Raw genomic sequence first — 22,672 nt, forward strand, 5'->3', positions numbered from 1 at the left:
AAGGAGCCTGCGAGTGGAAAGGGGCTTTGTCCCGCCACGGCCAAGGGAAGCGGGGCCCAAGGAGGAAAGGGAGACTGGCCTCTCCCACCTCCCCGTCATTGCGAGCGCAGCGAAGCAATCCATGCCAGGCGGCGCCATGGATTGCTTCGTCGGCTTCGCCTCTCGCAATGACGAAGGAGGAAGGCGCTGGGGAAGGACCGCTCAGTGAGCCATCAGCACCGGGCAGGGGGCGTGGAACAGCATGTGTTCGGTCACCCCGCCCAGGATCATCTCGCGGAAGCGGCTGTGGCTGTAGCCGCCCATCACGATCAGCCCGGCATTGGCGCGCTGGGCGGCGGCCGGGATGGCGGCGTCGACCGACTGCTTGGGGTCGTCGTCGGTCACCCGGTTCGACGGCGCGCCGTGGCGGCTCAGATACTTGACCAGGTCGGCCGCGGTGCAGCGGTCTTCGCCCTCGTCGCGGGTGTAGACGCTGACCGCCGTCGCCGCCTCCAGGAAGGGCAGGGCGGCGGCCACGCTGCGGGCCGATTCCTTGCCGCCGTCCCAGGCCACCAGGATGCGGTCGGCGAAGTCGGCGGGCGCCGGGCCCGGCACGATCAGCACGGCCCGGCCGGTCTCGAACAAAGCGGCCTCCAGCACCGCCCGGGTGGCGGTCGGGTCCAGGCTCGGGCCTGGGGTCACGATCAGGTCCGAGACCGAGCCGCGGCGGCCGACCACGGCGGTCTCGCTGCCGGTCTCCTCGCGGAACTCGACCTCGGGGCCGGACCCGGCCGCCGCGATGGCGGCCTCGTACACGGCGCGGTTGCGGGCGGCCACCTCGTTCGACGCCTTCTCCGCCCCTTCCAGCAGCATGCTGGTCGCCACTGCCATCTCGGCCCCGGTGTAGGCCAGGACGCGCTGCGGATCGGGGCGCAGCGCCAGCACCTCGACCGACGCGTCGAAGCGCTTGGCGAGGCCCAGGGCGGCATCGAGGGCGGCACGGTCGCCGGCATGGCCGCTGAGGGGGACGAGCAGGTGCTGGATGGACATGGAACCTCCTGGGGCTCAACGGTCTGGGACCCATTGTTCACCTGAAGAAACCCCCGATCCACCGTTTCAGTGCCCGGCATGGCTGCCGTGCGGCTTCGTCGGGCTGCGGCTGTGCCGGCAAGAGTCGGTCTCGGACGCCTTTTCAGGAAACTTTTTTTCTATATAGTGAAATCGTTCCCATAGATTTCAGCCGACAGCGGGAGAAGCTCATGACGGACCGGTTTGCCTCCGTCTGCACGAAATTTCTGTTGCTTGCGTTGACGTTGCTCGCCGTCTCGATGGCGCCCCGATCCCTCCGCGCCTTGGAAGCGCCGGGGACCTATCAGGCGATCGTCGAAACCGCCGCGGACACGACGATCACGCTGACAGGCAATGACCTCACGATCGAGCAGGTGATCGCCATCGCCCGCGACGGTGCGAAGGTGAAGCTCAGCGATGAAGCCCTGCAACGCTCGGCCGATGCCTACGGGCTGCTGCTGCAGGGCGCGGCCGAGAACGTGACGATCTACTGGTTCAACCGGGGGGCCGGCGACCAGCGCGAAACGGTGATCTTTTCGGGCGACCCGACCACGCCCGAGAACACCAAGCTGCTGAAGGAGCAGCAGTTGGCGCGTTTCAGGAACGGGGTCGCCAGCGGCTTCGGCCCGGAGCTGCAGGAGGAGGCGCTGATCCGCGCCATCATGGCGATCCGTGCCAATACCATGTCCTATGAGGCGGCCAGCCCGCAGCTGACCCACATCCTGGTCGACATGCTCAATGCGCGCGTCACCCCGGTTGTGCAGTCGCGCGGCACGCTGGGCGAGGGCGACCTGCCCACCATGGGCAACATCGCGGGGGCCATGGTCGGCGAAGGCGATGCCTATTACCGCGGCGTGCGCATGCCGGCGGCCGACGCTCTTGCCAAGGCCGGCCTGAGGCCGCTGGAGCCCTTCGCCGCCGATGAAGCCGCCCTGATCAGCACCAACGCCTATGCCCAGGCCCAGGCCGTGCTGCTGGTGGCCGATGCGCGCAGGCTGCTGGAATGGACGGACCTCGCCCATGCCATCGACCTGCTCGGCATGAATTCCAGCGTCACGCCGATCTCCTCGCAGGTTCAGGCGATGCGTCCCTATCCCTGGCTGACCTGGGACGCTGCGCGGGTCATGGACATGATCCGGGGCAGCTATCTCTTCGACGAGGACCCGGCCCGCATCATCCAGGATCCCGAAAGCATGCGCGCCTCCAGCCAGCGTCAGGGCTCGGCCTGGCAGGCCTGGGCCGAGCTGCGCGATTCCACGCTGCTGTCGATCAACGCGTCCGATCACAACCCGGCCGTGCTGCCCGGCCTGACGCCGGAAAGCTCATGGGAGCTGAGCACGCCGCAATTCATGAAGTACTACGTCAAGGGCGGCCCGCTCAGCCACGGCCAGTCGGGCTACATCTTCTCCAACGCCAATTGGGATCCCTATCCCCTCGCCAATCAGGTCGAAGCCTTCACCATCGCCCTGACCAATATGGACGTGGCGGTCGCCCAGCGCATCGAGCGCTTCCGCAACCCCTTCTTCACGGTGGTCAAGCCGGCCGACATCCTCAGCGCCGACATGCGCAGGAACGCGCCTAGGCTGGACGGTTACCTGCCGACCGATCTCTGGCTGGAGCTGTCGGGCATGGGCACGCCGGTCACGCCGGCCGGACAGGCCATCGTCGCCACGGTCGAGGACCTGCAGGCGGAAACCCGCCTCAAGACCCAGCGGGCCCGCGACGCCGTCGACCTGTCCTTCCAGCTCCTGGCCCAGGACCTGCTGACGGGGAGCTTCTGGACGGATGTGCGCAAGGTCCAGGCCCCCGGGCGCAACTTCGGAGCGGTGCCGACCGCGGCGCTGGCGGCGCTGCGCGAGGTCGTGCCGTGGCAGCAGGCGCCATCCGAGCGGCAGAAGCGCCCGCTCGGCGCGGTGGTCTATGACTTCATGCAGGCCAATCCCGCCGCGAAATTCTACCCGGGCGGGCCGACGCCACCGCAGGGCCAGCCGACCCCCAAGGCAGGGCCGTCGGTAAACTGAGGCGGGGTGCGGACGGCCTGAGAAGGCGCCCGCCTCTCATCCGTCATTGCGAGGAGGCGAAGCCGACGAAGCAATCCACGGGTCAGCACGAGCGGCCCGATGGATTGCTTCGCTGCGCTCGCAATGACGATGTGGGGAATTCTCGCAGACGGGTGAGCAACGCCCCCTATCCGCCGGGACTCAGCCTTCCTTTGCCCCGGGCTCCTGGGGGAATCGCCGCCAGGCGGGGTCCTTGATCTTCATCCGGACCACCTGCAGCAACTCGTCCCGCACGCCCTTGGTGGCGGCGAAGGGGATGTCGAAGTTCAGGCTGTGATAGACCAGCGACAGGATGCCGTCCCGGTCGTCATCGACGATCTCGCCATCGATCAGCCGCATGATCCAGTGATGGACGATGCTGTGGTCGCTGCCATTCGCATCGTCCTGGAGCACGACGCGACCGCCCTCGGCCCATTCCCGCCGCAGGGCGGCCCACTCGTCCGGATCGCTTGGAGCCATGGGCGTCAGGCGCCGGCCACCGGTAGCGGGATATCGTGCTTCTTCAGGATGTCGCTCTGCCGCCTGGTCAGCGACGCCAGGTCGAAATCGGCGATCAGGTCGTTGAACAGGGTGTGCCAGTTCACCTTGGCCTTGAGGTGGATGAACACCGAGCCCAGGCCCAGCGCGGCGCGGTCCATGAACACGAATTCGCGCGGCACCTCGATCCCGCCGACGCGGCGCAGCTCCTTGTGCACCTGCTCGGCGGTCTCGCGGCCATAGACGCCGTTCTTGGCCTCGCCGATCAGCCGCACCTTGTTCTCCAGGATCGGGCCGTACAGGAAGCCGGCCCAGACGTTCAGCACGTCGGCCAGCTCGTTGGTCATGTTCTTGAAGCCCCAGGTCTTGTAGGCCGCCACCGCGCGATCGCGGTCATTGGTCTCCAGGGCCCGGTACAGTTCGATCACGCCGCCGACGAAGCTGGGCGGGAACACCCTGATGCAGCCGAAATCCATCAGGTTGATCGAATCGTCGTCCCGCACCGAGTAGTTGCCGAGATGCGGGTCGCCATGGATCACGCCGTAGAAATACAGCGGCACGTACCAGGCGCGGAACATGTTCAACGCCAGCTGGGCCCGCTGCTCCTCGCTGCCTTGGACGAAGGTCAGGATCTTCTTGCCGTCCTGCCAGGTGGTGGTCAGCAGCCGCTTGGTCGACAGCTCCGGCACCACCTCGGGCACATGGACGTTGGGCTCGTTCGCCAGCATGTCGGCGTAGAGCCTGGAATGCTTGGCCTCGAGCGAATAGTCCAGCTCCTCGCGCAGCCGCTCCGAGATCTCGGCGTGGATCTGCTTGGTCGACACCGTCTTGTCGTAACGTTCGAAGATGCCGAGGATCAGCTTCAGCTGCTTGAGGTCGGCCTCGACCGCCGACTGCATGTCGGGGTACTGCAGCTTGCAGGCCAGCCGCCTTCCGTCATGGCCCACCGCCTTGTGCACCTGGCCCAGCGACGCCGCGGCCGCCGCCTCGTGCTCGAAGCTCTTGAACCGGCCCTGCCAGTCCAGCCCCAGCTCGCTCGCCATCCGCCGCTTGACGAAGGGCCAGCCCATCGACGGGGCATCAGCCTGCAGCTGCTGCAGCTCCTGCGCATATTCCTTCGGCACCGCCTCGGGGATGGTGGCCAGCATCTGCGCCACCTTCATCAGCGGGCCCTTCAGCCCGCCCAGCGCGACTCGCAACTCGCTGGCATGGGCGTCGCGGTCGACCTTCAGGCCGAGATAGCGCTCCCCCGCCACCCGGGCCGCGAGGCCGCCCATCGCGCCCGAGACCCGGGCGTAGCGGCGCAGCCGTCCACCGAAACTGTTTTCTTCGTCAGCCATGATCCAAACCGGATGTCGCGAGCGGGGGCGCCCGACCTATCTAGGGCTTGCCCTGCCATCCGTCACCCCCGGGCGATGTCGCGGCCCTCGCGCGGTGACCGGCGGGTTCGTTTCCATCCCGATTTCCGGAAAGCCCGTAATCTTCCATCAAGGACAGTAAGGCTGTCCGGTTTGCCGTTGCTTTCTGTCGCCGCGGCCTCCCGGCCGATTGTCCAGAACGCGAAAGAAGATTACCTTTTTGCAGCAGCCGGACTGAAACCGGCCGCCTTCGGGAGGCGTCGATGACGGCAGTGGCCCTTGCACCCGTGAGCCTCGAGGACAAGTACGCCCTCGACTCCGGCCGCATCTATCTCACCGGCATCCAGGCGCTGGTCCGCCTGCCCCTGATGCAGCGTCAGCGCGATGCTGCGGCGGGGCTGGACACCGCCTGCTTCATCTCCGGCTACCGCGGTTCGCCGCTCGGCGGCTACGACCAGGCGCTGTGGTCGGCGCGCAAGTTCCTGCAGAAGCAGCACATCGAATTCCAGCCCGGGGTCAACGAGGACCTCGGCGCCACTGCGGTCTGGGGCAGCCAGCAGGTCGGGCTGTGGCCCGGCGCCAAGCATGACGGCGTGTTCGGCATCTGGTACGGCAAGGGCCCCGGGGTCGACCGCACCGGCGACGTGCTGAAGCACGCCAACTTCGCCGGCACCTCGAAATACGGCGGCGTCCTGGCCCTGGCCGGCGACGACCATGCCTGCAAGTCCTCCACCGTGCCGCACCAGTCCGAGCACGCCTTCATCGCCCATATGATGCCGGTGCTGAACCCATCGAACGTCCAGGAGATCCTGGACTACGGCCTCTACGGCTGGGCGATGAGCCGCTATTCCGGCCTGTGGGTCGGCTTCAAAACCATCGCCGAGAACGTCGACAGCTCGGCCTCGGTCCATGTCGATCCGAACCGCGTCGGCATCGTGCTGCCCGAAGATTTCGCCATGCCTGCGGGCGGGCTGAACATCCGCTGGCCCGACCCTCCGATGGTGCAGGAGGAGCGGCTGATGCGCGACAAGCTGTACGCAGCACTCGCCTTCGCCCGCGCCAACAAGCTCGACCACCTGGTCTATGACAGCGGCCGCCACCGCTTCGGCATCGTCACCACCGGCAAATCCTATCTCGATGTGCGCCAGGCGCTGGACGACCTCGGCATCGACCGGGCGCTGGCGGCGGAGCTCGGCATCTGCATCTACAAGGTCGGCATGCCCTGGCCGCTGGAGCCCAGCGGCGTGCGCGCCTTCGCCGAAGGCCTCGACGAGCTGATCGTGGTCGAGGAGAAGCGGGCGCTGATCGAGAACCAGCTGAAGGAACAGCTGTACAACTGGCGGGCGGACAAGCGGCCGGTGATCGTCGGCAAGTTCGACGAGGGCCGCGACTGGATCCTGCCCTCGACCGGCGAGCTGACCCCGGCCCAGATCGCCGTGGTCATCGGCAAGCGGCTCTTGAAGTACCTCAACCACACCGGCCTGGCCGAGCGGGTGCGCTATCTCGAGGAGCGCGAGGGCCAGAAGAAGATCGTCAAGGCCGCGGTCGACCGGGTGCCGTATTTCTGCTCCGGCTGCCCGCACAACACCTCGACCCGGGTGCCCGAGGGCAGCCGGGCGCTGGCCGGCATCGGCTGTCACTACATGGCGACCTGGATGCCGGACCGGAAGGCCGAGACCTTCAGCCAGATGGGCGGCGAGGGCGCTGCCTGGATCGGCCAGGCGCGCTTCACCGAGACCAAGCACGTCTTCGTCAATCTCGGCGACGGCACCTATTTCCACTCCGGCAGCCTGGCGATCCGCGCCGCACTCGCGGCCGGGGTCAACGTCACTTACAAGATCCTGTTCAACGACGCCGTGGCCATGACCGGCGGCCAGCCGGTCGACGGCACCATCAGCGTGCCGATGATCGCGGCCCAGCTGGCGGCCGAGGGCGTCAAGACCATGGTGGTGGTCACCGACCGGCCCGAGATCTACGGCGGGGCCGGGATGCCGAGCAAGCTGCTGCCCCACGGCGTGCCGGTCGAGCATCGCGACGAGCTGGACCACGTCCAGCAGCGGCTGCGCGACACGCCCGGCGTCTCGGTGATGATCTACGACCAGACCTGCGCCGCCGAGAAGCGCCGTCGCCGCAAGCGCGGCCTGATGGAGGACCCGGCCCGGCGGGTCTTCATCAACGAGGCGGTGTGCGAGGGCTGCGGCGACTGCTCGAAGGTGTCGAACTGCCTGTCGGTGGTGCCGGTCGAGACCGAATTCGGCCGCAAGCGCGCGATCGACCAGTCCAGCTGCAACAAGGACTTCTCCTGCGTCAACGGCTTCTGCCCATCCTTCGTCTCGGTGCTGGGCGGAAGCCCGCGCAAGCCGAAGCCGGCCGCCCAGGGCGCGGCCGACCTGTTCCCGGTGCTGCCGGAGCCTGACCTGCCGTCGCTCGACCAGCCCTACGGCATCATGATCACCGGCATCGGCGGCACCGGCGTCATCACCATCGGCGCGCTGCTCGGCATGGCCGCGCATCTCGAAGGCAAGGGCGTCTCGGTGCTCGACCAGGCCGGCCTGGCCCAGAAGGGCGGGGCGGTGGTCAGCCATGTCCGCGTCGCCCGGACGCCGGAGGACATCCACGCCGTGCGCATCGCCGCCGGCGGCGCCCGGCTGATGCTGGGCTGCGACCTGGTGGTCGCGGCCTCGGGCGAGGCGCAGTCGAAGATCCATCCCGGCCTGACCCGCCAGGTGGTGAACAGCAACGAGGCCATCACCGGCGCCTTCACCCAGAACCCGGACTTCGTCATCCCCGGCAAGGCGATGCTCGACACCGTGGCCAAGAACGGCGGCGACCCCGCTCTGCTCGACACCGTCGACGCCACCCGGATCGCCACGGCGCTGCTCGGCGACAGCATCGCCACCAACCTGTTCATGCTCGGCTACGCCTGGCAGAAGGGGCTGGTGCCGGTGTCGCACGAGGCGCTGGAGAAGGCGATCGAGCTGAACGGCACCGCCGTTCCGATGAACAAGGCCGCGTTCCTGTGGGGCCGCCGCGCCGCCCACGACCTTGCCCGGGTCGAGCGCCTGGTGGCGCCGGCGCCGGACGCGGTGCGCAAGCTGTCGCGGACGCTGGACGAGGTGCTGGCCCGCCGGGTCGAGCAGCTGACCGCCTACCAGGACGCCGCCTATGCCGCACGCTTCACCACGCTGGTCGGCAAGGTGCGGGCGGCCGAGGCCAAGTTCGGCCGCGAGGATCTGACCGACGCGGTGGCGCGCAACTACTACAAGCTGCTGGCCTACAAGGACGAGTACGAGGTCGCCCGGCTCTACACCGACGGCACCTTCCTGAAGCAGCTCGAGGCCCAGTTCGAGGGCGACTACAAGCTGCAGTTCCACCTGGCGCCGCCGTCCTTCTCCGAGAAGGACCCGGAGACCGGGCACCTCAAGAAGCGCACCTTCGGCCCCTGGATGCTGAAGGCCTTCAGGCTGCTGGCGCGGATGAAGCGGCTGCGCGGCACCGCCCTCGACCCGTTCGGCCGCACCGCCGAGCGCAAGGGCGAGCGGCAGCTGATCGCCGATTACGAGGCGGTGGTCGAGGAGCTGCTGGCCCGGCTCGGCCCGGACACCCATGCGGTCTGCGTCGCCCTCGCCCGGGTGCCGGAGCAGATCCGCGGCTATGGCCACATCAAGGACGAGGCCCTTGCCAAGGCCAAGGCGCGCGAGGCGGAACTGCTGGCCTCGCTGCGCACCCCGGCGGCGCCGAAGCTGGCGGCGGAGTAGGCCGGGGCGGACCGGCTGTCCGTGCCCGCCAAGGAAAGGACATGAATCCGACTATGCTGCTGGTGGGCCGGAGACTCCGCCGGCTCGTGTGACCGGACCATTCCCATGCCCGATGACCACCAGCTCGCCGGCCTGATCGGCCAGACCTACGACGCCGCCATCGGCGACGAGGATTGGACCCGGGTGCTCGACCGGCTGCTGGGGCTGTTCGACGCCCGCACCGGGTTGCTGGCCCGATCCTTCGTGCCGATGCACGACCTGGTCATCATCGGCATCGACGAGGCCTGCATCCCGCAGTATCGCGCGCATTACCAGCAGCGCGATCCGATCCGCCCGATGATGCCGGCGCCTGATGGTTCGATCTTCACCAATTTCATGCTGGTGCCGGAAGCGGCCTACATGCGGTCCGAGTTCTACAGCGACATGCTGGCGCCCCGGGACATGCATGCCGGCCTCTTCTGGATGGATCCCGCCGGCAGCGACCGCACCGACACGCTGTCGATGTGGCGGCCGCGGTCCCGGCCCGCCTGGGACGAGGCGCAGGTCCGGGCCCTGCGCGCGATCGCGCCGCATCTGCGCCGGGCCATGGGCATCGAGCGGCGCATTGCCGGCGCGGCGGCGAGGCGCACCGCCGTGCGGTTGGCGCGGGGGCCGTCGCCGCTGACCCGGCGCGAGCGCGAATGTCTGGCCCGAGTGGCCCGCGGCGTGTCGAGCAAGGGCATCGCTCGCGAGCTCGACCTGTCGACCTACACCATCAACGAATATGTCGAATCGGCGATGCGCAAGCTGCGGGCGTCCAGCCGCACCGAGGCGGTCGCCACCGCCATGGTCCTCGGCCTGCTCGACACCTGACGGCGCCTGCGAGGTTCACGCTCCAGGAAACCTGTCAAGGTCCCCTGTTTTGAGGGGTTGCCCGGGTCGCGGCCGGCCTGAGATCCTGGACGCATGTCATCAACGGGCTGGGGCCGCCGCCTGCGGGCGCGGCGTTTCCTCGATCTGCCGGAGCAATCCGCCGAAGCGGCGCAAGGCCTGCCGGATGGGCATGGCCTCGCTCTCGAAGCCCAGCAGCAGCTTCGCCTCGCTGCCGAGAAAGGCCGCGCCGACGAGGCAGGCGACCTCGGCCGGCGAAAACGGCCCGAGGCCGCCGAGGCTTTCGCCAGCCTCCCTGGCCAGCGCATTCAGGAGGGCGTACCAGCCGCGCAGGCTGCGGCGCACGGCTTCGGCAATCTCCGGGTCCGACCAGCCGGCCGCCATCATGTCCTGCAGGATGCGCACATAACCGGACGACAGATCCTCATCGAGAAAGTCGCAGGCCCGCTCCCACCGGCGCCACAGGGGCATCGGCTCGGCGAACGTCGCCGACTGGCGCTCCAGCAGGCGCTCGTTCAGGTGGTCGAGCAGCGCCAGCACCAGGCCTTGCTTGGATTTGAAATGATAGTGGATCTGGCTGAGCGGCACGCCCGCGGTCTCGGCCACGGTCCGGGTCGACAGGGCGGCATGGCCGTCGCGGCGCAGGCAGGTCTCCGCCGCCGCCAGCAGCTCCTGGCGCGTGTCGCGCTTTCCCGGCTTCGAGGCCACGGCGTCATCACCGGATCCACGCGTCATGCGGGGCGGCCGGAGCCGGCAAGGGGACGCGTCGGATGGCCCATGATCTGCTCTCCCTGGCCGAAACGATGAACCCGCATCCTAAAGTCGGTCGGTCGATCGATCAAACTGATGCCTCGCTTCAACCGAGACGTTTTGTGCGAATTTCGGTCGGTCGACCGAATTATCGAGCCCAGGGCCCGGTCGGGCCATGGGACATTTCAACCACAGGAGGACAGCCATGGCCGGCATAGCCGCGCTTCTCTACGGCATCGTCGCCTACGCGATCTTTCTCGGCACCCTGCTCTACGCGATCGGGTTCGTCGGCAACCAGGTGGTGCCGAAGTCGATCGACACCGGGGCAGGGGGGCCACTGCTCGAGAGCCTGGTGGTGGACACCCTGCTGCTCGGGCTGTTCGCCGTGCAGCACAGCGTCATGGCGCGGCAGGGCTTCAAGCTCTGGTGGACGCGGTTCGTGCCCAAGTCGATCGAGCGCAGCACCTACGTGCTCCTCGCCAGCCTCGTCCTGCTGCTGCTGTACTGGCAGTGGCGGCCGCTGCCCGATCCGGTCTGGACGGTGCAGGATCCGATCGCCGTGGCGGTGCTTCACGGCATCTTCTGGCTCGGCTGGGCCCTGCTGGTGCTCAGCACCTTCCTGATCAGCCATTTCGAGCTGTTCGGGCTGACCCAGGTGTTCGCGCGCCTGCTGGGCCGGGACCTGCCGGCCCCGCGGTTCCACACGCCGTTCCTCTACCGGCATGTCCGCCACCCGCTCTATCTCGGCTTCCTGCTCGCCTTCTGGGCCACGCCGGCGATGACGGTCGGCCACCTGCTGTTCTCGGTGGCGACCACGGGCTACATCCTGATCGCGATCCAGCTGGAAGAGCGCGACCTGATCGGGCTGTTCGGCGACCAGTACCGCCGCTATCGCCAGCAGGTCGGCATGCTGCTGCCGTGGCCGGGCCGCAAGGCCGGCGCGCGCGACCGCACTCCCCTCTGACTGGGACAGCCGGCCATGACGGCGTCATCGTCGTTTCAGGCCCCGCCGAGGTGCTCGACCAGGATCCGGGCGCCGACCAGGACCAGGCCGCAGCCGCCCAGGATCTCGGCCAGCCGTCCCAGCCGGGCGCCGGCGCCGCGGCCCAGCCCGAAGCCCAGCAGGCACATCACGAAGGTGACGGCGCCGATGGTCAGGCTGGCGGTCCAGATGTCGATCCGGACAAAGGCCAGGCTGACCCCGACCGCGGTCGCGTCGATGCTGGTGGCGATGCCGGCGACGGCCAGCGCCGCCAGGCTCGACCGCCGGTCCGGCGCCGGGCCCGTCCCCGGCCGCAGCCCATGCCAGGCCATGCGGCCGCCGACCAGGCCGAGCAGGACGAAGGCGACCCAATGGTCGACCGCCGCCACCGCCTCAGCGAAGGCGATGCCCAGCGCCCAGCCCAGCAGCGGCATGACCAGTTCGAACCCGCCCAGCACGGCGCCGACCCGCACGGCCTCGGCGGCCTGGGCGCGGACCGGGATGCTGCGTGCCGCGGCGCCCTTGCCGATCGCGGCGGCGAAGGCGTCCATCGACAGGCTGACGGCGAGGCCGAGGGTGGTGGCAAGGGGCACGGCGGTGTTCCAGAAGCGGGCAAGGGGCTCTGCATAGGGCCCCGGAGTCGATGGGTCAACGGCGCAAGTCTTTGGTTCGTAACGGATATTTCGATCGTGCTGCAGAGTGCAGCCGAGGCTGAATCCTGTGCCTCGGTGGTGCGTCTGCGCCGCGCTTGCGGATGCCGTGGGGCCATGGCAGAAGGCGGATCCAGCCGGAAGGAAAGGTCCCCATGGCCGACGCCGTCACCCGACCGCGCGGATCGCCGCTCGAAGTCCTGCTGGTCTTTCTCCGGCTCGGCCTGACCTCCTTCGGCGGCCCGATCGCCCATCTCGGCTACTTCCGCGACGCCGTCGTGGTGCGGCGGCGCTGGCTGGACGAGGCGGCCTATGCCGATCTCGTCGCCCTCTGCCAGTTCCTGCCCGGCCCGGCTTCCAGCCAGGCCGGCATGGCCATCGGCCTGCACCGCGCGGGGCTGGCCGGTGCGCTGTGCGCCTGGCTCGGCTTCACCCTGCCATCGGCCGCGGCCATGATCCTGTTCGCCTATGGCACGGGTTGGGTGGGCGTGGGCGGCGCCTGGCTGCACGGGCTGAAGGTGGTCGCGGTCGCCGTCGTCGCCCAGGCGGTCTGGGGCATGGCGCGAAGCCTGTGCCCGGACCGCGGGCGGGCCAGCGTCGCGGTCGGGGCGGCGCTGCTGGCGCTGCTGGTGCCGACCGCCTTCGGCCAGGTCGGCGCCATCCTGGTCGGCGGGCTGGTCGGCTGGTGGCTGCTGCCGGCCGGCGCGACCGGCACGGCCGGGGTGCCGCTGGCCGGCGACGTCGGGCGGCCCGTCGCGGTCGCCTGCCTGGTGCTGTTCGTCCTGCTGCTGGCCGGCCTGCCGCTGCTCGCCGCCGCGACCGGCAGCCCGTCGCTGCTGTTGTTCGACAGCTTCTACCGCACCGGGTCGCTGGTGTTCGGCGGCGGCCATGTCGTGCTGCCGCTGCTGCAGGCCGAGCTGGTGCCGCCCGGCTGGGTGGCGCCGGATCGCTTCCTAGCCGGCTACGGCGCGGCCCAGGCGGTGCCGGGACCGCTGTTCACCTTCGCCGCCTATCTCGGCGCCGCGGCCGGGATCGGGCCGGGCGGGTGGCGCGGCGGGCTGCTGTGCCTGGGCGCGATCTTCCTGCCGTCCTTCCTGCTGGTGGTCGGCGTCCTGCCGTTCTGGGAAGGGCTGCGCCGGCGCGGCGCGGTGCAATCGGCGCTGCGTGGCGTCAATGCCGCGGTGGTCGGCCTGCTGCTCGCCGCGCTCTACACCCCGGTGTGGACCAGCGCGGTCCTGGCGCCGGCGGATTTCGCCCTGGCGCTGGTCGCCTTCCTGGCCCTGGCGCTGTGGGCGGTGCCGCCCTGGCTGGTGGTGCTGCTGGGCGCCGTGGCGGCGGAGGGGCTGGCGCGGTTCTGAGGTCGGCCGACCGGCTCAGCCGCGCGGCCGGGGCCGCGGCTCGGGGGCCTCGAACTGGGCGGTCAGCCAGGCCAGGAACACCCGGATCGCCGGCAGGTCGATCCGGCGCGGGTCGCACAGCACGCACCATTGCCCGTCGGCCGCGATCCGGGTCGGGAAGGGGCGGACCAGGGTGCCGTCGCGGACATGCTGGGACGACAGCACGTCGCTGGCCAGCACCATGCCGCCGCCATGCAGCGCCACGTCGATGGCGACGCTGATATCGGAGAAGTGCATCTGCCGGCCGGCCGCGGGCGGCTTCACTCCGGCGGCGGCGAACCAGCGCCGCCATTCGGTGCCGTCGTCCTGGTGCAGCAGCGGCACCTCGCCCAGCGCCGCCGGGTCGGGGATGACGCCGCCGCGGTCGCCGAACAGCCGTGGGCTGCAGGCCGGCGACAGCGCGACCTCGGCCAGGACCCGTGACCATCGCCCCGGCCAGGGGCCGCTGCCGAAGGCGATGCCGATATCGGCCTCCGCCGCTGCGACGGCGTCGTTGTCGACGACCCGGACGGTGCATTCGATCGCCGGATGGCTGCGCGCGAACTCCGCCAGGCGCGGCGCCAGCCATTTGCTGGCGAACATCGGCGGCGCGCCGATCGCCAGCGGGCCGGCCGCCTCGCCGGCGCGGGACGCCAGCTCCGCCGCCGCGGCCGCCATGGTCTCCAGGCTGTCATGCACCGTGCGGTGGAATTCCCGCCCGGCATTGGTCAGGACGACGCGCCGGCCGCGGCGTTCGAACAGCGCGAAGCCGACCGCCGCCTCAAGCCTGCGCATCTGGTGGCTGACCGCGCTGTCGGTCAGATGCAGGGCCTGCGCCGCCCGGGCGAAGCTCTCATGCCGCGCGGCCAGGTCGAAGGTCCGCAGCGGGCCGAGGGGAAGCCGCTGCATGGCGCGCCCTTCATGACATCAGTTCATCCATTTCCTGATATTTGATCATTTCATGTCAAGTCCCGGTCACGATACCGTTGCCGCAATCACCGGACGCAGCAAGACGGCCGGATCAGCAGCGGGGCGAAATCATGGGATGCGCGATGCGAAAGATGGCAGCCGCCGGGATCGTCCTGGCGGCCACCCTGTCGACCGGGGCCAGCCTGTCGGCGGCGGAGCTGCGGCTGGGCGCGGCGGGGCCCTTCACCGGGCCTGAGGCCTCGTTCGGCGAACAGATGGCCAGCGGCGCCGAGCTGGCGGTGGCGGACCTCAACGCCAAGGGCGGCATCCTCGGCCGCCATGTCACGCTCGAACTCGGCGACGACCAGTGCGATCCGCGCCAGGCGGTCAGCGTCGCCAACGACCTTGCCGGCCGCGACGTGGCGGCGGTGGTCGGGCATTTCTGCTCGTCATCCTCGATCCCGGCCGCCGCGGTCTATCACGACAGCGGCATCCCGATGATCACCCCGGCCTCGACCAACCCAGCGCTGACCGACGACGCGGCGGCCAAGGGCTGGCAGGAAATCTTCCGGGTCTGCGGCCGCGACGACGCCCAGGGCGCGGTCTCCGGCCGCTACCTCGCGGCGCATTTCAAGAAAGTCGCGATCGTCCATGACCGCTCCGCCTTCGGCACCGGCGTGGCCGAGGAGACGCAGAAGGCGATGGCCGCCGCCGGGCTGCAGGCCGTGGTGTCGGAGAGCATCAACCAGGGCGAGCGCGACTTTTCCGCCGTCGTCAGCAAGCTGAAGAACGCGGGCGTCGAGGCGGTGTATTACGGCGGCTACCAGACCGAGGCCGGGCTGCTGATCCGGCAGGCGCGCGAGCAGGGGCTGACTGCCGTCTTTGTCGCCAGCGACGGCATCCTGGCCGACGACTTCTGGGCGATCGCCGGCGATGCCGCCGCCGGCACGCTGATGACCCATCCGCCCGACCCGCGCAGCAACCCCGCCGGCAAGGCTGTCGTCGAGGCGCTGAAGGCACGGGGCAAGAGCCCGGATGGTTTCGCCCTCTACAGCTATGCCGCCTTCCAGGTGCTGGCCCAGGCGGCGGAGGCCGCGGGCGGCGCCGACCCGGCCGCGATCGTCAAGGGGCTGCGCAGCGGCAGGCCGTTCGACACCGTGATCGGCACCATCCGCTTCGACGTCAAGGGCGACGTCATCGACCCGTCCTACGTCATGTACGCGTGGCGCGACGGCACCTATGCCGAGCTGAACTGACCGGCCCTTCCCGAAACCGGAGCTTGTCCATGTCCGCACCGATCGATCCCGGCCTGATGCCGCCCGGCCTCGTGGTCAACACCATGAAGGGCGACCCGGCCGAGCACCGCGCCGGCAGCTGGCTGGAGTGGGACGGGCGCTGGGACGGGCTGCAGGCGGCGCTGCTGGGCATCCCGTTCGACGGCGCCTCGGTGGTCCGCACCGGCTCGCGCCACGGGCCGGACGCCGTGCGCCGGTCGATGATGTACTACACCACCTACAGCAGCGGCGACGGCCGGGCGATGACCGGGTTCCGCGCCGCCGATGTCGGCGACGTCGCCACCGTCGTCACCGACCTGCCGGGCAGCCACGACCGGATCACCACGGCGATCGCGGCGCTGGTCGGCCGCGGCATCGTGCCGGTGTCGATCGGCGGCGACCATTCGATCTCCTTCCCGATCATCCGCGGCGTGGTGCAGGGGCTGGGGGCCGGCAAGCGGCTGGGCGTGATCCATTTCGACGCCCATCACGATCTGCGCAAGGCGCATCTCGGCGCCGAATCCAGCGGCGTGCCGTTCCGCAAGTCGCTGGAACTGCTGGACGGCGCCCTGTCCGGGCGCAACCTGGTGCAGATCGGCATGGCGGAATTCGCCAACTCGCCCCAGCTCGCCGGCTATGCGGCGGAGCAGGGGGTGACGGTGATCCCGGCGCTCGAGGTCCGGCGCCGCGGCATGGCCGAGGTGGTGGAGCAGGCGCTGGCCCTGGCGACCGATGGGGTCGACGCGCTCTACGTCTCGGTCGACATCGACTGCATCGACCAGAGCCAGGCGCCCGGCACCGCGGCGCCCAACCCCGGCGGGCTGGACGCGCGCGACGTGCAGGATGCGCTGCGCCGGATCGGCAGCCATCCGAAGACGGTCGGCTTCGACCTGGTCGAGATCGCGCCGCCCTTCGACCATGACGACATCACCGGCCGCACCGGCGCCGCCCTGGTGCTCAACGTCCTGTTCGGGCTGGCCGGCCGGCCCGGCTGACGCTCTGGTTCAGTGAAACAGCAGCCAGATGACGATGAGCAGGGGGATCGGGATCCCGAGCAGCCAGAGCAGGATGTATCTCACGGGGCCATCTCCGGTGGTTCGGCGGCCGCCGTCGCCGGCGGCCTCTAAGCACCGGAACGGGGGCTCCGCAGCTTCGGTTCCGCCGTGGTTTCCTGGTGCATCCGCTCGTCGCGCACCCGGCTGAGATAGTCGGCCAGGGTGCGGCCGGAGACCGGCTGGAACCGCTCCTCCAGCTGCTCCATCGTCTCGATCCGGTCGAGGCGGAAGCTGCGGAAGTCCTGGCGCAGCTCACACCAGCCGGTGGCGGTCCAGCGATTGCCCCAGAAGAACAGGCCCAGCGGATGGATGATCCGCTCGCTGGTCGCGTCGGGCGCGCTGTAGTGCAGCCGCATCTTCCAGCGCTCGGCGATCGCGGTGCGGAACGGCTCCAGCAGCTCCACCGGATAGGGCCGCTGGCTGGGCGCGTGCATCGGCGCCTCGTCGAGCGAGGCGGCGCTGGCCTCCGGCAGCACGCCGGAGATCTTGCGGGCGGCCGAGGCGGCGGCGCGGGCCAGGGCCGGGTCGGTCCAGGCCCCGACCATGCGGGCGCCCAGGCTCAGCGCCAGCAGCTCCTCGGCGGTGAACTGCACCGCCGGCGGAGTGAAGCCACGGCGCAGCCGGTAGCCGACGCCGGCCTCGCCGTCGATCGGCGTGCCGCTGGCCAAGAGGTCGGCCATGTCGCGGTAGATCGTGCGCTCCGACACCTCCAGCGCCTCGGCCAGCTGCAGCGCCGTGACCAGGGCGCGGCCCCGCATCAGCAGCAGGATCTGGATCAGGCGGTCGGCGCGGCGCATCGGCGGGGACGGTCAGGCGGAGCGGCAGAGCGGGGGGCAGGCCGGCGGGTCTTCGATCACCGCTTGGCGGTCGCAGGGCCACACGTTGGCCGCCCCGGCGGCGATCCGGGCGCCGGCCCGGTCGCGCCAGCGGATGATGTCGCCGAACCCACCCGCGATGCTGACGCAGGAGTCCGGCGCGGCATCCGCGCTCACGGTCTCGACCGCCATGCCGGGCCGGGCGCGAAAGAACACCAATTCGGTCACGAATGCCATCGCTTCCACTCCTCTGCCGACCCACGCTGCGCAGCGTCGATGGCAGAACAATACGCTACCCCTCCTGACAACATGGTGTCAGGAGGGATTCACCAAAAAAGGGATGGGGCGGCGACGCCCCATCCTGCATCAGACCTGGATCACGACACGCTGAGCTTGCGCACCGCCTGGCGGAAGGTGGCCCGGGAGTCGTCGATCGCCTTGCGTGCCTTGGCCAGGTCGGCGCCGGTCTTCTCCAGCTCGCTCTCGCTGTCGTTCAGCTTGCCGATGTAGCGCTGGAACAGGTCGCTGTCCTTCGGCACGGCGCCGAGGTTGTCGCGCAGCCGCGCCTGCTCCTCGCCGATCTCGGACTGGCGCTGCTCCAGCCGCTCCGCCTCGGCCTCGTGGTCGTGGATGGTGGCCAGCTGCCCGGCCAGGCCCGACAGCGCCTTGCGCACCTTGTCCGGAACCGTGGTGGCCGAGGCCCAATAGCCGATCTGGTCGTCGGCATCGGCGCTCAGGTCGATGGTCTGGGCCGAGGGCTGTTCCTGCGTCACCGTCACCGTCTCGGTCTTGCCGGCCGCCACGGTGCGGCGGATGCGGTACTGGCCGCCGACGATCTCGACCTTGCCCTTGTCCGGCTCGGTCAGGGTCCAGCCCTCGAAGCGCGGCGTCTCCAGCAGCACCGTGCGGTCCTCGCCGGCGGCGCCGGTGACGGCGTAGGTGGTGGTGCTGCGCTGGGTGGTGGTGATCTCCAGCACGCCGTCGACGATGCGGGCCCGGGCCAGCGTGTCGTCGCGCTTGTCCTCGCGATCGACCATCACCTTCTGGTCGACGGCGAAGCTGACCAGCCGGTTCTCGCCGGTCGGCAGCGCGCCCAGCCGGGCGTCGCCGACATAGGTGACCACGCCCTGCGCGCCGCGTTCGTACAGCGTCAGCACGCCCGGGGGCAGGCCGGTCTCGCCGTCGTTCTTGAGGTCGACCGAAGCCAGCGGATGCTTCGGCTCGGTGTCCGGCAGGTACAGGTCGACCCGGTTGGCCGGGATCTCGCGGTTGACGATCGGCACCAGCAGCGAATGGCCGGCGGCAACGGTCACCGGCTCGGGCAGGTGGAAGGTGACCTGGGTCGCGCTCTCGCCCGACTCGGCCGCGGTCAGCTGGGCGTATTGCCGGGGCGCGTCCACGACCTGGTCCGCATATCCATCCGCACCACCGACCGGCGTGGCCGTCGCCCGCTGCATCATCATCATCGGCGCGGGCGGCGGCGCGGGCGCGATCTCAGCGGCGCCGTTGCCGAGGGATTTGCTGTCGAGGTCGCGGGCCCGCTCGTCGACTGGCGGCAGCACCCGGCCCAGCACCTCGACCGGCACGTCGGGGCGGGAGACGTAGTAGCTCTGGTACAGCGCCTGGCGGAAGGTGACGGGGTTGCCGGACACCACGGTCAGGTCGACGCCCTCCCAATCGGTGCCGCTCATGTTCTCCAGCACCGCCCAGCCCTGCAGGGCGGCCTTGTCCGCCTTCGGGTCGGCGGCCAGGGTCAGGCGGTAGCTGGTCTTCCACAAGGGCGCGCCGACGACATAGCCGACGCGCAGCGTGCGGTCGCCGCTGCCGGTCGAGCGGATGGCGAAGGTGCGCCGGTCCTTGGCCGAATCCCGGGCCAGGGCGGCCAGGGCGGCATCCAGCTTGGCCTGCAGCGCCGGGTCGGCGAATTGCAGCCCGTCGGCCTCCTCCAGGATGAACTGGCGCACGCCGCCCGCGGTCATCAGGCTGACCCGGTGGCGGGTGATCTCGGCGCCGTCCTTGGTCGCCGACTTCTCCTCCACCACCGACAGGATGCGGCCGTCGACGGCGCGGGCACCCTCGACCTTGACCTCGGCGCCGCGCAGCGCGTTCAGCAGGTCGGCCGGTGAGGACAGCGCCTCGGGGCCGAACGGCATCTCGCGGAAGGCGGCGGCCAGCGGCTCGCGCCCGGGCAGGCTGATCTCGCCGACCCCGCCCTTGTCGTCATAGACGACGATGCTTTTCATCACGTCGTCGACCTGGTCGAGCGGCACGGCGAGGTCCAGCGTCTCGTTGCCGCTGACCTTGGCCTCGTATTCGAAATAGCCGACGCCGCCGGTCGACAGCAGCACGCGCTTCAGCGCCAGCGAATCGGCGGCGAAGGCGGGAACGGCCAGCATCGCCACGGCCGCGGCAGCCGCAGGCAGGGCAAGGCGGATCGGTGTCATGCAAGTCCCCTCATGGTCGGTCACGTGGCCCGACCATGGGGGGCGATCGTGGCGAAGCCGCGGCCATCTGTCGCCAAGCGTGGCGGAAAGGTGCCGGTTCAGTCGAACGGCCAGCCATTGTTGTTGTTGTTGCGCCGGCCCCCGCCGCGGCTGCAATCGGCCGTGTCGGTGCCGTCGGTGCAGCGGTTGGTGCCGCCGTAGCGGCCTTCGTCGCAGACGCCGTTATAGGCGCGGCGGCAGCTGTTCGGGCCGTGGTCGCGGTCCCGGCTGGAATAGCCGCGGCAATCGGCGGTGTCGGTGCCGTCGTCGCATTTGTTGGTGCCGCCGTAGCGGCCCTCGTCGCAGACCCCGTTATAGGCGCGGCGGCAGCTGTTGCTGCGGTCGTTGCGGTCGCCGCGATAGCGGTCGTCGATCCGGGTGTAGCCGCCGTCGCGATAGTTGCTGCCATCGTAATAGCCGCTGTCGGCGTAGCCGCCGCCATTGCCGTAATACCCGTCCTGCGGCACGCAGGCGATGGCGCCGACTGCGGCGGCGGTGAGGACGAGGGTGCGCAGGAAGGTGGACAAGGGGTGGTTCCTCGAAGGCGTTTCTGTCCGGCCGCGATCCTTTGCAGGGCGGCGGTGCGGACTCAAGGCACAACCCCCCGTCCGGGTTCCGTTGTTTCAGATGGAAGGATCGCGGACAGCACCTCTCGCGGAGGCGGCGGCCGGCGGCTCGCCGATACCGCCCCCTGCCGTCGCTGGACCAACTCTGCGGCCGGCGTGGCCGGCGGCGGGTGGAGACAGGATCCGGCTAATTGCCGAACAGGCCGCCGAACGGCTGGTCATCATTGTTGTTGCGGCGGCTGTAGCCACCCTGCTGTCCACCGCGACAATCGGCGGTGTCGGTGCCGTCGTCGCATTTGTTGGTGCCGCCGTACTGGCCTTCGTCGCAGACCCCGTTGAAGGCCCGGCGGCAGCTGTTGCCGCGGTCTTGATCCTGATTGCGACCGGCATAGCGCTGGCAGTCATTGGTGTCAGTGCCGTCGTCGCATCGGTTCGAGCCGCCATAGCGGCCTTCGTCGCATTCGCCGTTGTTGGCGCGGCGGCAGGAATTGGCGTTGCGATCGCGCTGGCTGGTTTGATAGCCACCGCCATTGCCGTAACCGGAGTTGCCGTTGTAGCCGCCATCCTGGGGCACGCAGGCGATGGCGCCGACGGCGATGGCGGTGAGGGCGAGGGTACGCAAGAAGGTCGACACGGAGAGTCCTCCAGACCGTTTCTGCGCGACGTCCAACCCCGATCACTCAAAGCGAGACGGCGTGTGATGACCCAATGGGCAATCCCCGCTTTCGGTTCCTCTGTTTCAGGTGGAAGGATCGTTGCCAGTGGGCACGGCCTGTTGCATGGTCGCTCGTTGCGTCGCCGCGGGGAAAAACTTGCGGATCCATCGCCGGGAACGCGAAGGGAGAACGATCCATGCGGATAGGTGTGTTGCGGGAGCGGCGGGATGGGGAGCGCCGTGTGGCGGCGACGGCGGACAGCGTGAAGAAGCTGGTGGGCCTGGGCGCTACGGTGGTGGTGGAGTCGGGCGCGGGGCTGGGCAGTGCGGTGACGGACGAGGCGTACCGGTCGGCGGGGGCCGAGGTGGTGCCGGACGCGGCGGCGGCGCTGGCGGGCGCGGATGTGGTGCTGAAGGTGCGGCGTCCGTTGCGGGCGGGGGAGGGCGAGCTGGACGAGCTGTCGCTGATCCCGCGGGGCGCGACGCTGATCGGCATCCTGGAGCCCTATGACGACGCCGAGAGCCTGGCGGCCTATGCCGCGGGCGGGATCGAGAGCTTTGCCTTGGAGCTGGTGCCGCGGATCACGCGGGCGCAGTCGATGGACGTGCTGTCGAGCCAGGCGAACCTGGCGGGGTATCGGGCGGTGCTGGAGGCGGCGTCGGTGTTCGGGCGTGCGTTCCCGATGATGATGACGGCGGCGGGCACGGTGCCGCCGGCGCGGGTGCTGGTGATGGGCGCGGGCGTGGCCGGCCTGCAGGCGATCGCGACGGCGCGTCGGCTGGGGGCGGTGGTGTCGGCGACCGATGTGCGTCCGGCGGCGAAGGAACAGGTGCAGTCGCTCGGCGCCAGCTTCGTGGCGGTGGAGGACGAGGAGTTCAAGGCGGCCGAGACGGCGGGCGGCTACGCCAAGGAGATGTCGGCGGAATACCGGGCGAAGCAGGCGGCGCTGATCGCGGAGACGGTGAAGAAGCAGGACATCGTGATCTGCACCGCGCTGATCCCGGGGCGCAAGGCGCCGGTCCTGGTGGACGAGGCGATGGTGCGGTCGATGAAGCCGGGCTCGGTGATCGTGGACCTGGCGGCGGAGCGGGGCGGCAACTGCGCCCTGACCCGGCCGGGCGAGGTCGTCGAGGACCAGGGCGTGACCATCGTCGGGCACCGGAACGTGCCGGGGCGGATCGCGACGGATGCGTCGGCGCTGTACGCCCGCAACCTGGTGGCGTTCCTGACGCCCTTGGTCGACAAGGAGAGCAAGGGGCTGAAGGTGGACGGGACGGATGCGATCGTGACGGCGACGCGGCTGACCTCGGGGGGCCGGGTGGTGCATCCGGGCTTCGGCGGCAGCGCCGAGCAGGCGGCGTAAGGGAGAGCGGGATCATGGCGGCGGACGGGATCGCGCAAGGCGCGGAAGGCTTGGCGACGGCGGCACGGGCGCTGTCGGACCAGGCGCAGGCCCTGGCGGCACAGGCGCATGCGGCGGCGGCCAGCGTTCCGGCGGAGGGCCAAGGGTTCTTCCTGACCGGTCTGACGGTGTTCGCGCTGGCGTGCTTCGTCGGCTACTACGTGGTGTGGCGGGTGACGCCGGC

The 22,672-nt window shown here is 70.0% G+C and carries 19 protein-coding genes and 1 pseudogene; 9 read left to right on the forward strand and 11 right to left on the reverse strand.

The window, feature by feature from the left end:
* Window positions 1-201: 201 nt before the first annotated feature.
* Complete coding sequence (locus tag E9232_RS32105; RefSeq protein WP_309801288.1) at window positions 202-1,029, reverse strand: universal stress protein; 828 nt, start codon at window positions 1,027-1,029, stop codon at window positions 202-204.
* A 302-nt stretch (window positions 1,030-1,331) separates the two neighbouring features.
* On the opposite strand from E9232_RS32105, the gene E9232_RS32110 reads away from it, so the two are divergent.
* The gene (locus tag E9232_RS32110; RefSeq protein ID WP_309801290.1) at window positions 1,332-3,068 is read left to right on the forward strand and encodes an aromatic amino acid ammonia-lyase; all 1,737 of its coding nucleotides are present in this window, start codon (window positions 1,332-1,334) and stop codon (window positions 3,066-3,068) included.
* A 180-nt stretch (window positions 3,069-3,248) separates the two neighbouring features.
* Here E9232_RS32110 and E9232_RS32115 read toward each other — a convergent pair whose 3' ends face one another.
* Together E9232_RS32115 and E9232_RS32120 are read right to left on the reverse strand one after the other, a co-directional pair.
* Window positions 3,249-3,566, reverse strand: a complete 318-nt coding sequence (locus E9232_RS32115) for a hypothetical protein (RefSeq protein WP_309801292.1) — start codon at window positions 3,564-3,566, stop codon at window positions 3,249-3,251.
* 5 nt (window positions 3,567-3,571) lie between these two features.
* On the reverse strand, window positions 3,572-4,924 hold the full coding sequence (locus tag E9232_RS32120; protein ID WP_309801295.1) for an ABC1 kinase family protein: 1,353 nt from the start codon (window positions 4,922-4,924) through the stop codon (window positions 3,572-3,574).
* A gap of 281 nt (window positions 4,925-5,205) precedes the next feature.
* On the opposite strand from E9232_RS32120, the gene E9232_RS32125 reads away from it, so the two are divergent.
* Window positions 5,206-8,700: an indolepyruvate ferredoxin oxidoreductase family protein gene (locus E9232_RS32125; protein WP_309801297.1), complete on the forward strand. Its 3,495-nt coding sequence runs from the start codon at window positions 5,206-5,208 to the stop codon at window positions 8,698-8,700.
* A gap of 105 nt (window positions 8,701-8,805) precedes the next feature.
* Window positions 8,806-9,552: a helix-turn-helix transcriptional regulator gene (locus E9232_RS32130; protein ID WP_309801298.1), complete on the forward strand. Its 747-nt coding sequence runs from the start codon at window positions 8,806-8,808 to the stop codon at window positions 9,550-9,552.
* Between the two features lie 99 nt (window positions 9,553-9,651).
* Here the strand turns inward: E9232_RS32130 and E9232_RS32135 are convergent, their stop codons facing one another.
* Complete coding sequence (locus tag E9232_RS32135; RefSeq protein ID WP_309801300.1) at window positions 9,652-10,305, reverse strand: TetR/AcrR family transcriptional regulator; 654 nt, start codon at window positions 10,303-10,305, stop codon at window positions 9,652-9,654.
* Between the two features lie 220 nt (window positions 10,306-10,525).
* Here E9232_RS32135 and mddA point away from each other — a divergent pair, with 220 nt between their 5' ends.
* A complete protein-coding gene (mddA, locus tag E9232_RS32140) occupies window positions 10,526-11,284 on the forward strand; it encodes a methanethiol S-methyltransferase (protein ID WP_309801302.1) in 759 nt (252 codons plus the stop codon).
* 35 nt (window positions 11,285-11,319) lie between these two features.
* On the opposite strand, the gene E9232_RS32145 is transcribed toward mddA, so the two are convergent.
* Complete coding sequence (locus E9232_RS32145) at window positions 11,320-11,895, reverse strand: manganese efflux pump MntP (RefSeq protein WP_374710688.1); 576 nt, start codon at window positions 11,893-11,895, stop codon at window positions 11,320-11,322.
* Window positions 11,896-12,107: 212 nt separating this feature from the next.
* Between E9232_RS32145 and chrA the strand changes: the two genes are divergently transcribed.
* On the forward strand, window positions 12,108-13,310 hold the full coding sequence (chrA, locus tag E9232_RS32150) for a chromate efflux transporter (protein ID WP_309801303.1): 1,203 nt from the start codon (window positions 12,108-12,110) through the stop codon (window positions 13,308-13,310).
* 15 nt (window positions 13,311-13,325) lie between these two features.
* Here chrA and E9232_RS32155 read toward each other — a convergent pair whose 3' ends face one another.
* Entirely contained in the window at window positions 13,326-14,237 is a 912-nt protein-coding gene (locus E9232_RS32155) for a LysR substrate-binding domain-containing protein (RefSeq protein WP_309801304.1), read from the reverse strand.
* A gap of 143 nt (window positions 14,238-14,380) precedes the next feature.
* Here E9232_RS32155 and E9232_RS32160 point away from each other — a divergent pair, with 143 nt between their 5' ends.
* Together E9232_RS32160 and E9232_RS32165 are read left to right on the forward strand one after the other, a co-directional pair.
* Window positions 14,381-15,493, forward strand: a complete 1,113-nt coding sequence (locus tag E9232_RS32160; protein ID WP_309801305.1) for a branched-chain amino acid ABC transporter substrate-binding protein — start codon at window positions 14,381-14,383, stop codon at window positions 15,491-15,493.
* Window positions 15,494-15,522: 29 nt separating this feature from the next.
* Window positions 15,523-16,506 carry an agmatinase family protein gene (locus E9232_RS32165; protein ID WP_309801306.1) on the forward strand — a complete coding sequence of 328 codons (984 nt, stop codon included), beginning with the start codon at window positions 15,523-15,525 and terminating at the stop codon, window positions 16,504-16,506.
* 128 nt (window positions 16,507-16,634) lie between these two features.
* Here the strand turns inward: E9232_RS32165 and E9232_RS32170 are convergent, their stop codons facing one another.
* The 5 genes from E9232_RS32170 to E9232_RS32190 form a co-directional block, all read right to left on the reverse strand.
* Window positions 16,635-17,363 carry a helix-turn-helix transcriptional regulator gene (locus E9232_RS32170; RefSeq protein WP_309801308.1) on the reverse strand — a complete coding sequence of 243 codons (729 nt, stop codon included), beginning with the start codon at window positions 17,361-17,363 and terminating at the stop codon, window positions 16,635-16,637.
* A 12-nt stretch (window positions 17,364-17,375) separates the two neighbouring features.
* Entirely contained in the window at window positions 17,376-17,618 is a 243-nt protein-coding gene (locus E9232_RS32175; protein WP_309801310.1) for a hypothetical protein, read from the reverse strand.
* Between the two features lie 140 nt (window positions 17,619-17,758).
* On the reverse strand, window positions 17,759-19,825 hold the full coding sequence (locus tag E9232_RS32180) for a DUF4139 domain-containing protein (RefSeq protein WP_309801313.1): 2,067 nt from the start codon (window positions 19,823-19,825) through the stop codon (window positions 17,759-17,761).
* Window positions 19,826-19,923: 98 nt separating this feature from the next.
* Entirely contained in the window at window positions 19,924-20,391 is a 468-nt protein-coding gene (locus E9232_RS32185; RefSeq protein WP_309801314.1) for a hypothetical protein, read from the reverse strand.
* A 226-nt stretch (window positions 20,392-20,617) separates the two neighbouring features.
* Entirely contained in the window at window positions 20,618-21,064 is a 447-nt protein-coding gene (locus tag E9232_RS32190; protein WP_309801316.1) for a hypothetical protein, read from the reverse strand.
* A 218-nt stretch (window positions 21,065-21,282) separates the two neighbouring features.
* On the opposite strand from E9232_RS32190, the gene E9232_RS32195 reads away from it, so the two are divergent.
* Together E9232_RS32195 and E9232_RS32200 are read left to right on the forward strand one after the other, a co-directional pair.
* Window positions 21,283-22,449 carry a Re/Si-specific NAD(P)(+) transhydrogenase subunit alpha gene (locus E9232_RS32195; RefSeq protein WP_309801317.1) on the forward strand — a complete coding sequence of 389 codons (1,167 nt, stop codon included), beginning with the start codon at window positions 21,283-21,285 and terminating at the stop codon, window positions 22,447-22,449.
* A 14-nt stretch (window positions 22,450-22,463) separates the two neighbouring features.
* Window positions 22,464-22,672: pseudogene (locus E9232_RS32200) on the forward strand (NAD(P) transhydrogenase subunit alpha part 2); the annotation flags it as partial.

Origin of the sequence: Inquilinus ginsengisoli (genome assembly GCF_031453975.1) — a bacterium.
GTDB classification, from domain to species: Bacteria; Pseudomonadota; Alphaproteobacteria; order DSM-16000; family Inquilinaceae; genus Inquilinus; species Inquilinus ginsengisoli_A.

Excerpts from the sequence above, each read along its gene's own strand:
- E9232_RS32135 (WP_309801300.1), bottom strand. The coding sequence starts at position 10,305 with ATGACGCGTGGATCCGGTGATGACGCCGTGGCCTCGAAGCCGGGAAAG.
- chrA (WP_309801303.1), top strand. The coding sequence starts at position 12,108 with ATGGCCGACGCCGTCACCCGACCGCGCGGATCGCCGCTCGAAGTCCTG.
- E9232_RS32165 (WP_309801306.1), top strand. The coding sequence starts at position 15,523 with ATGTCCGCACCGATCGATCCCGGCCTGATGCCGCCCGGCCTCGTGGTC.
- mddA (WP_309801302.1), top strand. The coding sequence starts at position 10,526 with ATGGCCGGCATAGCCGCGCTTCTCTACGGCATCGTCGCCTACGCGATC.
- E9232_RS32195 (WP_309801317.1), top strand. The coding sequence starts at position 21,283 with ATGCGGATAGGTGTGTTGCGGGAGCGGCGGGATGGGGAGCGCCGTGTG.
- E9232_RS32130 (WP_309801298.1), top strand. The coding sequence starts at position 8,806 with ATGCCCGATGACCACCAGCTCGCCGGCCTGATCGGCCAGACCTACGAC.
- E9232_RS32160 (WP_309801305.1), top strand. The coding sequence starts at position 14,381 with ATGCGAAAGATGGCAGCCGCCGGGATCGTCCTGGCGGCCACCCTGTCG.
- E9232_RS32120 (WP_309801295.1), bottom strand. The coding sequence starts at position 4,924 with ATGGCTGACGAAGAAAACAGTTTCGGTGGACGGCTGCGCCGCTACGCC.
- E9232_RS32175 (WP_309801310.1), bottom strand. The coding sequence starts at position 17,618 with ATGGCATTCGTGACCGAATTGGTGTTCTTTCGCGCCCGGCCCGGCATG.
- E9232_RS32115 (WP_309801292.1), bottom strand. The coding sequence starts at position 3,566 with ATGGCTCCAAGCGATCCGGACGAGTGGGCCGCCCTGCGGCGGGAATGG.
- E9232_RS32155 (WP_309801304.1), bottom strand. The coding sequence starts at position 14,237 with ATGCAGCGGCTTCCCCTCGGCCCGCTGCGGACCTTCGACCTGGCCGCG.
- E9232_RS32170 (WP_309801308.1), bottom strand. The coding sequence starts at position 17,363 with ATGCGCCGCGCCGACCGCCTGATCCAGATCCTGCTGCTGATGCGGGGC.
- E9232_RS32180 (WP_309801313.1), bottom strand. The coding sequence starts at position 19,825 with ATGACACCGATCCGCCTTGCCCTGCCTGCGGCTGCCGCGGCCGTGGCG.
- E9232_RS32105 (WP_309801288.1), bottom strand. The coding sequence starts at position 1,029 with ATGTCCATCCAGCACCTGCTCGTCCCCCTCAGCGGCCATGCCGGCGAC.
- E9232_RS32125 (WP_309801297.1), top strand. The coding sequence starts at position 5,206 with ATGACGGCAGTGGCCCTTGCACCCGTGAGCCTCGAGGACAAGTACGCC.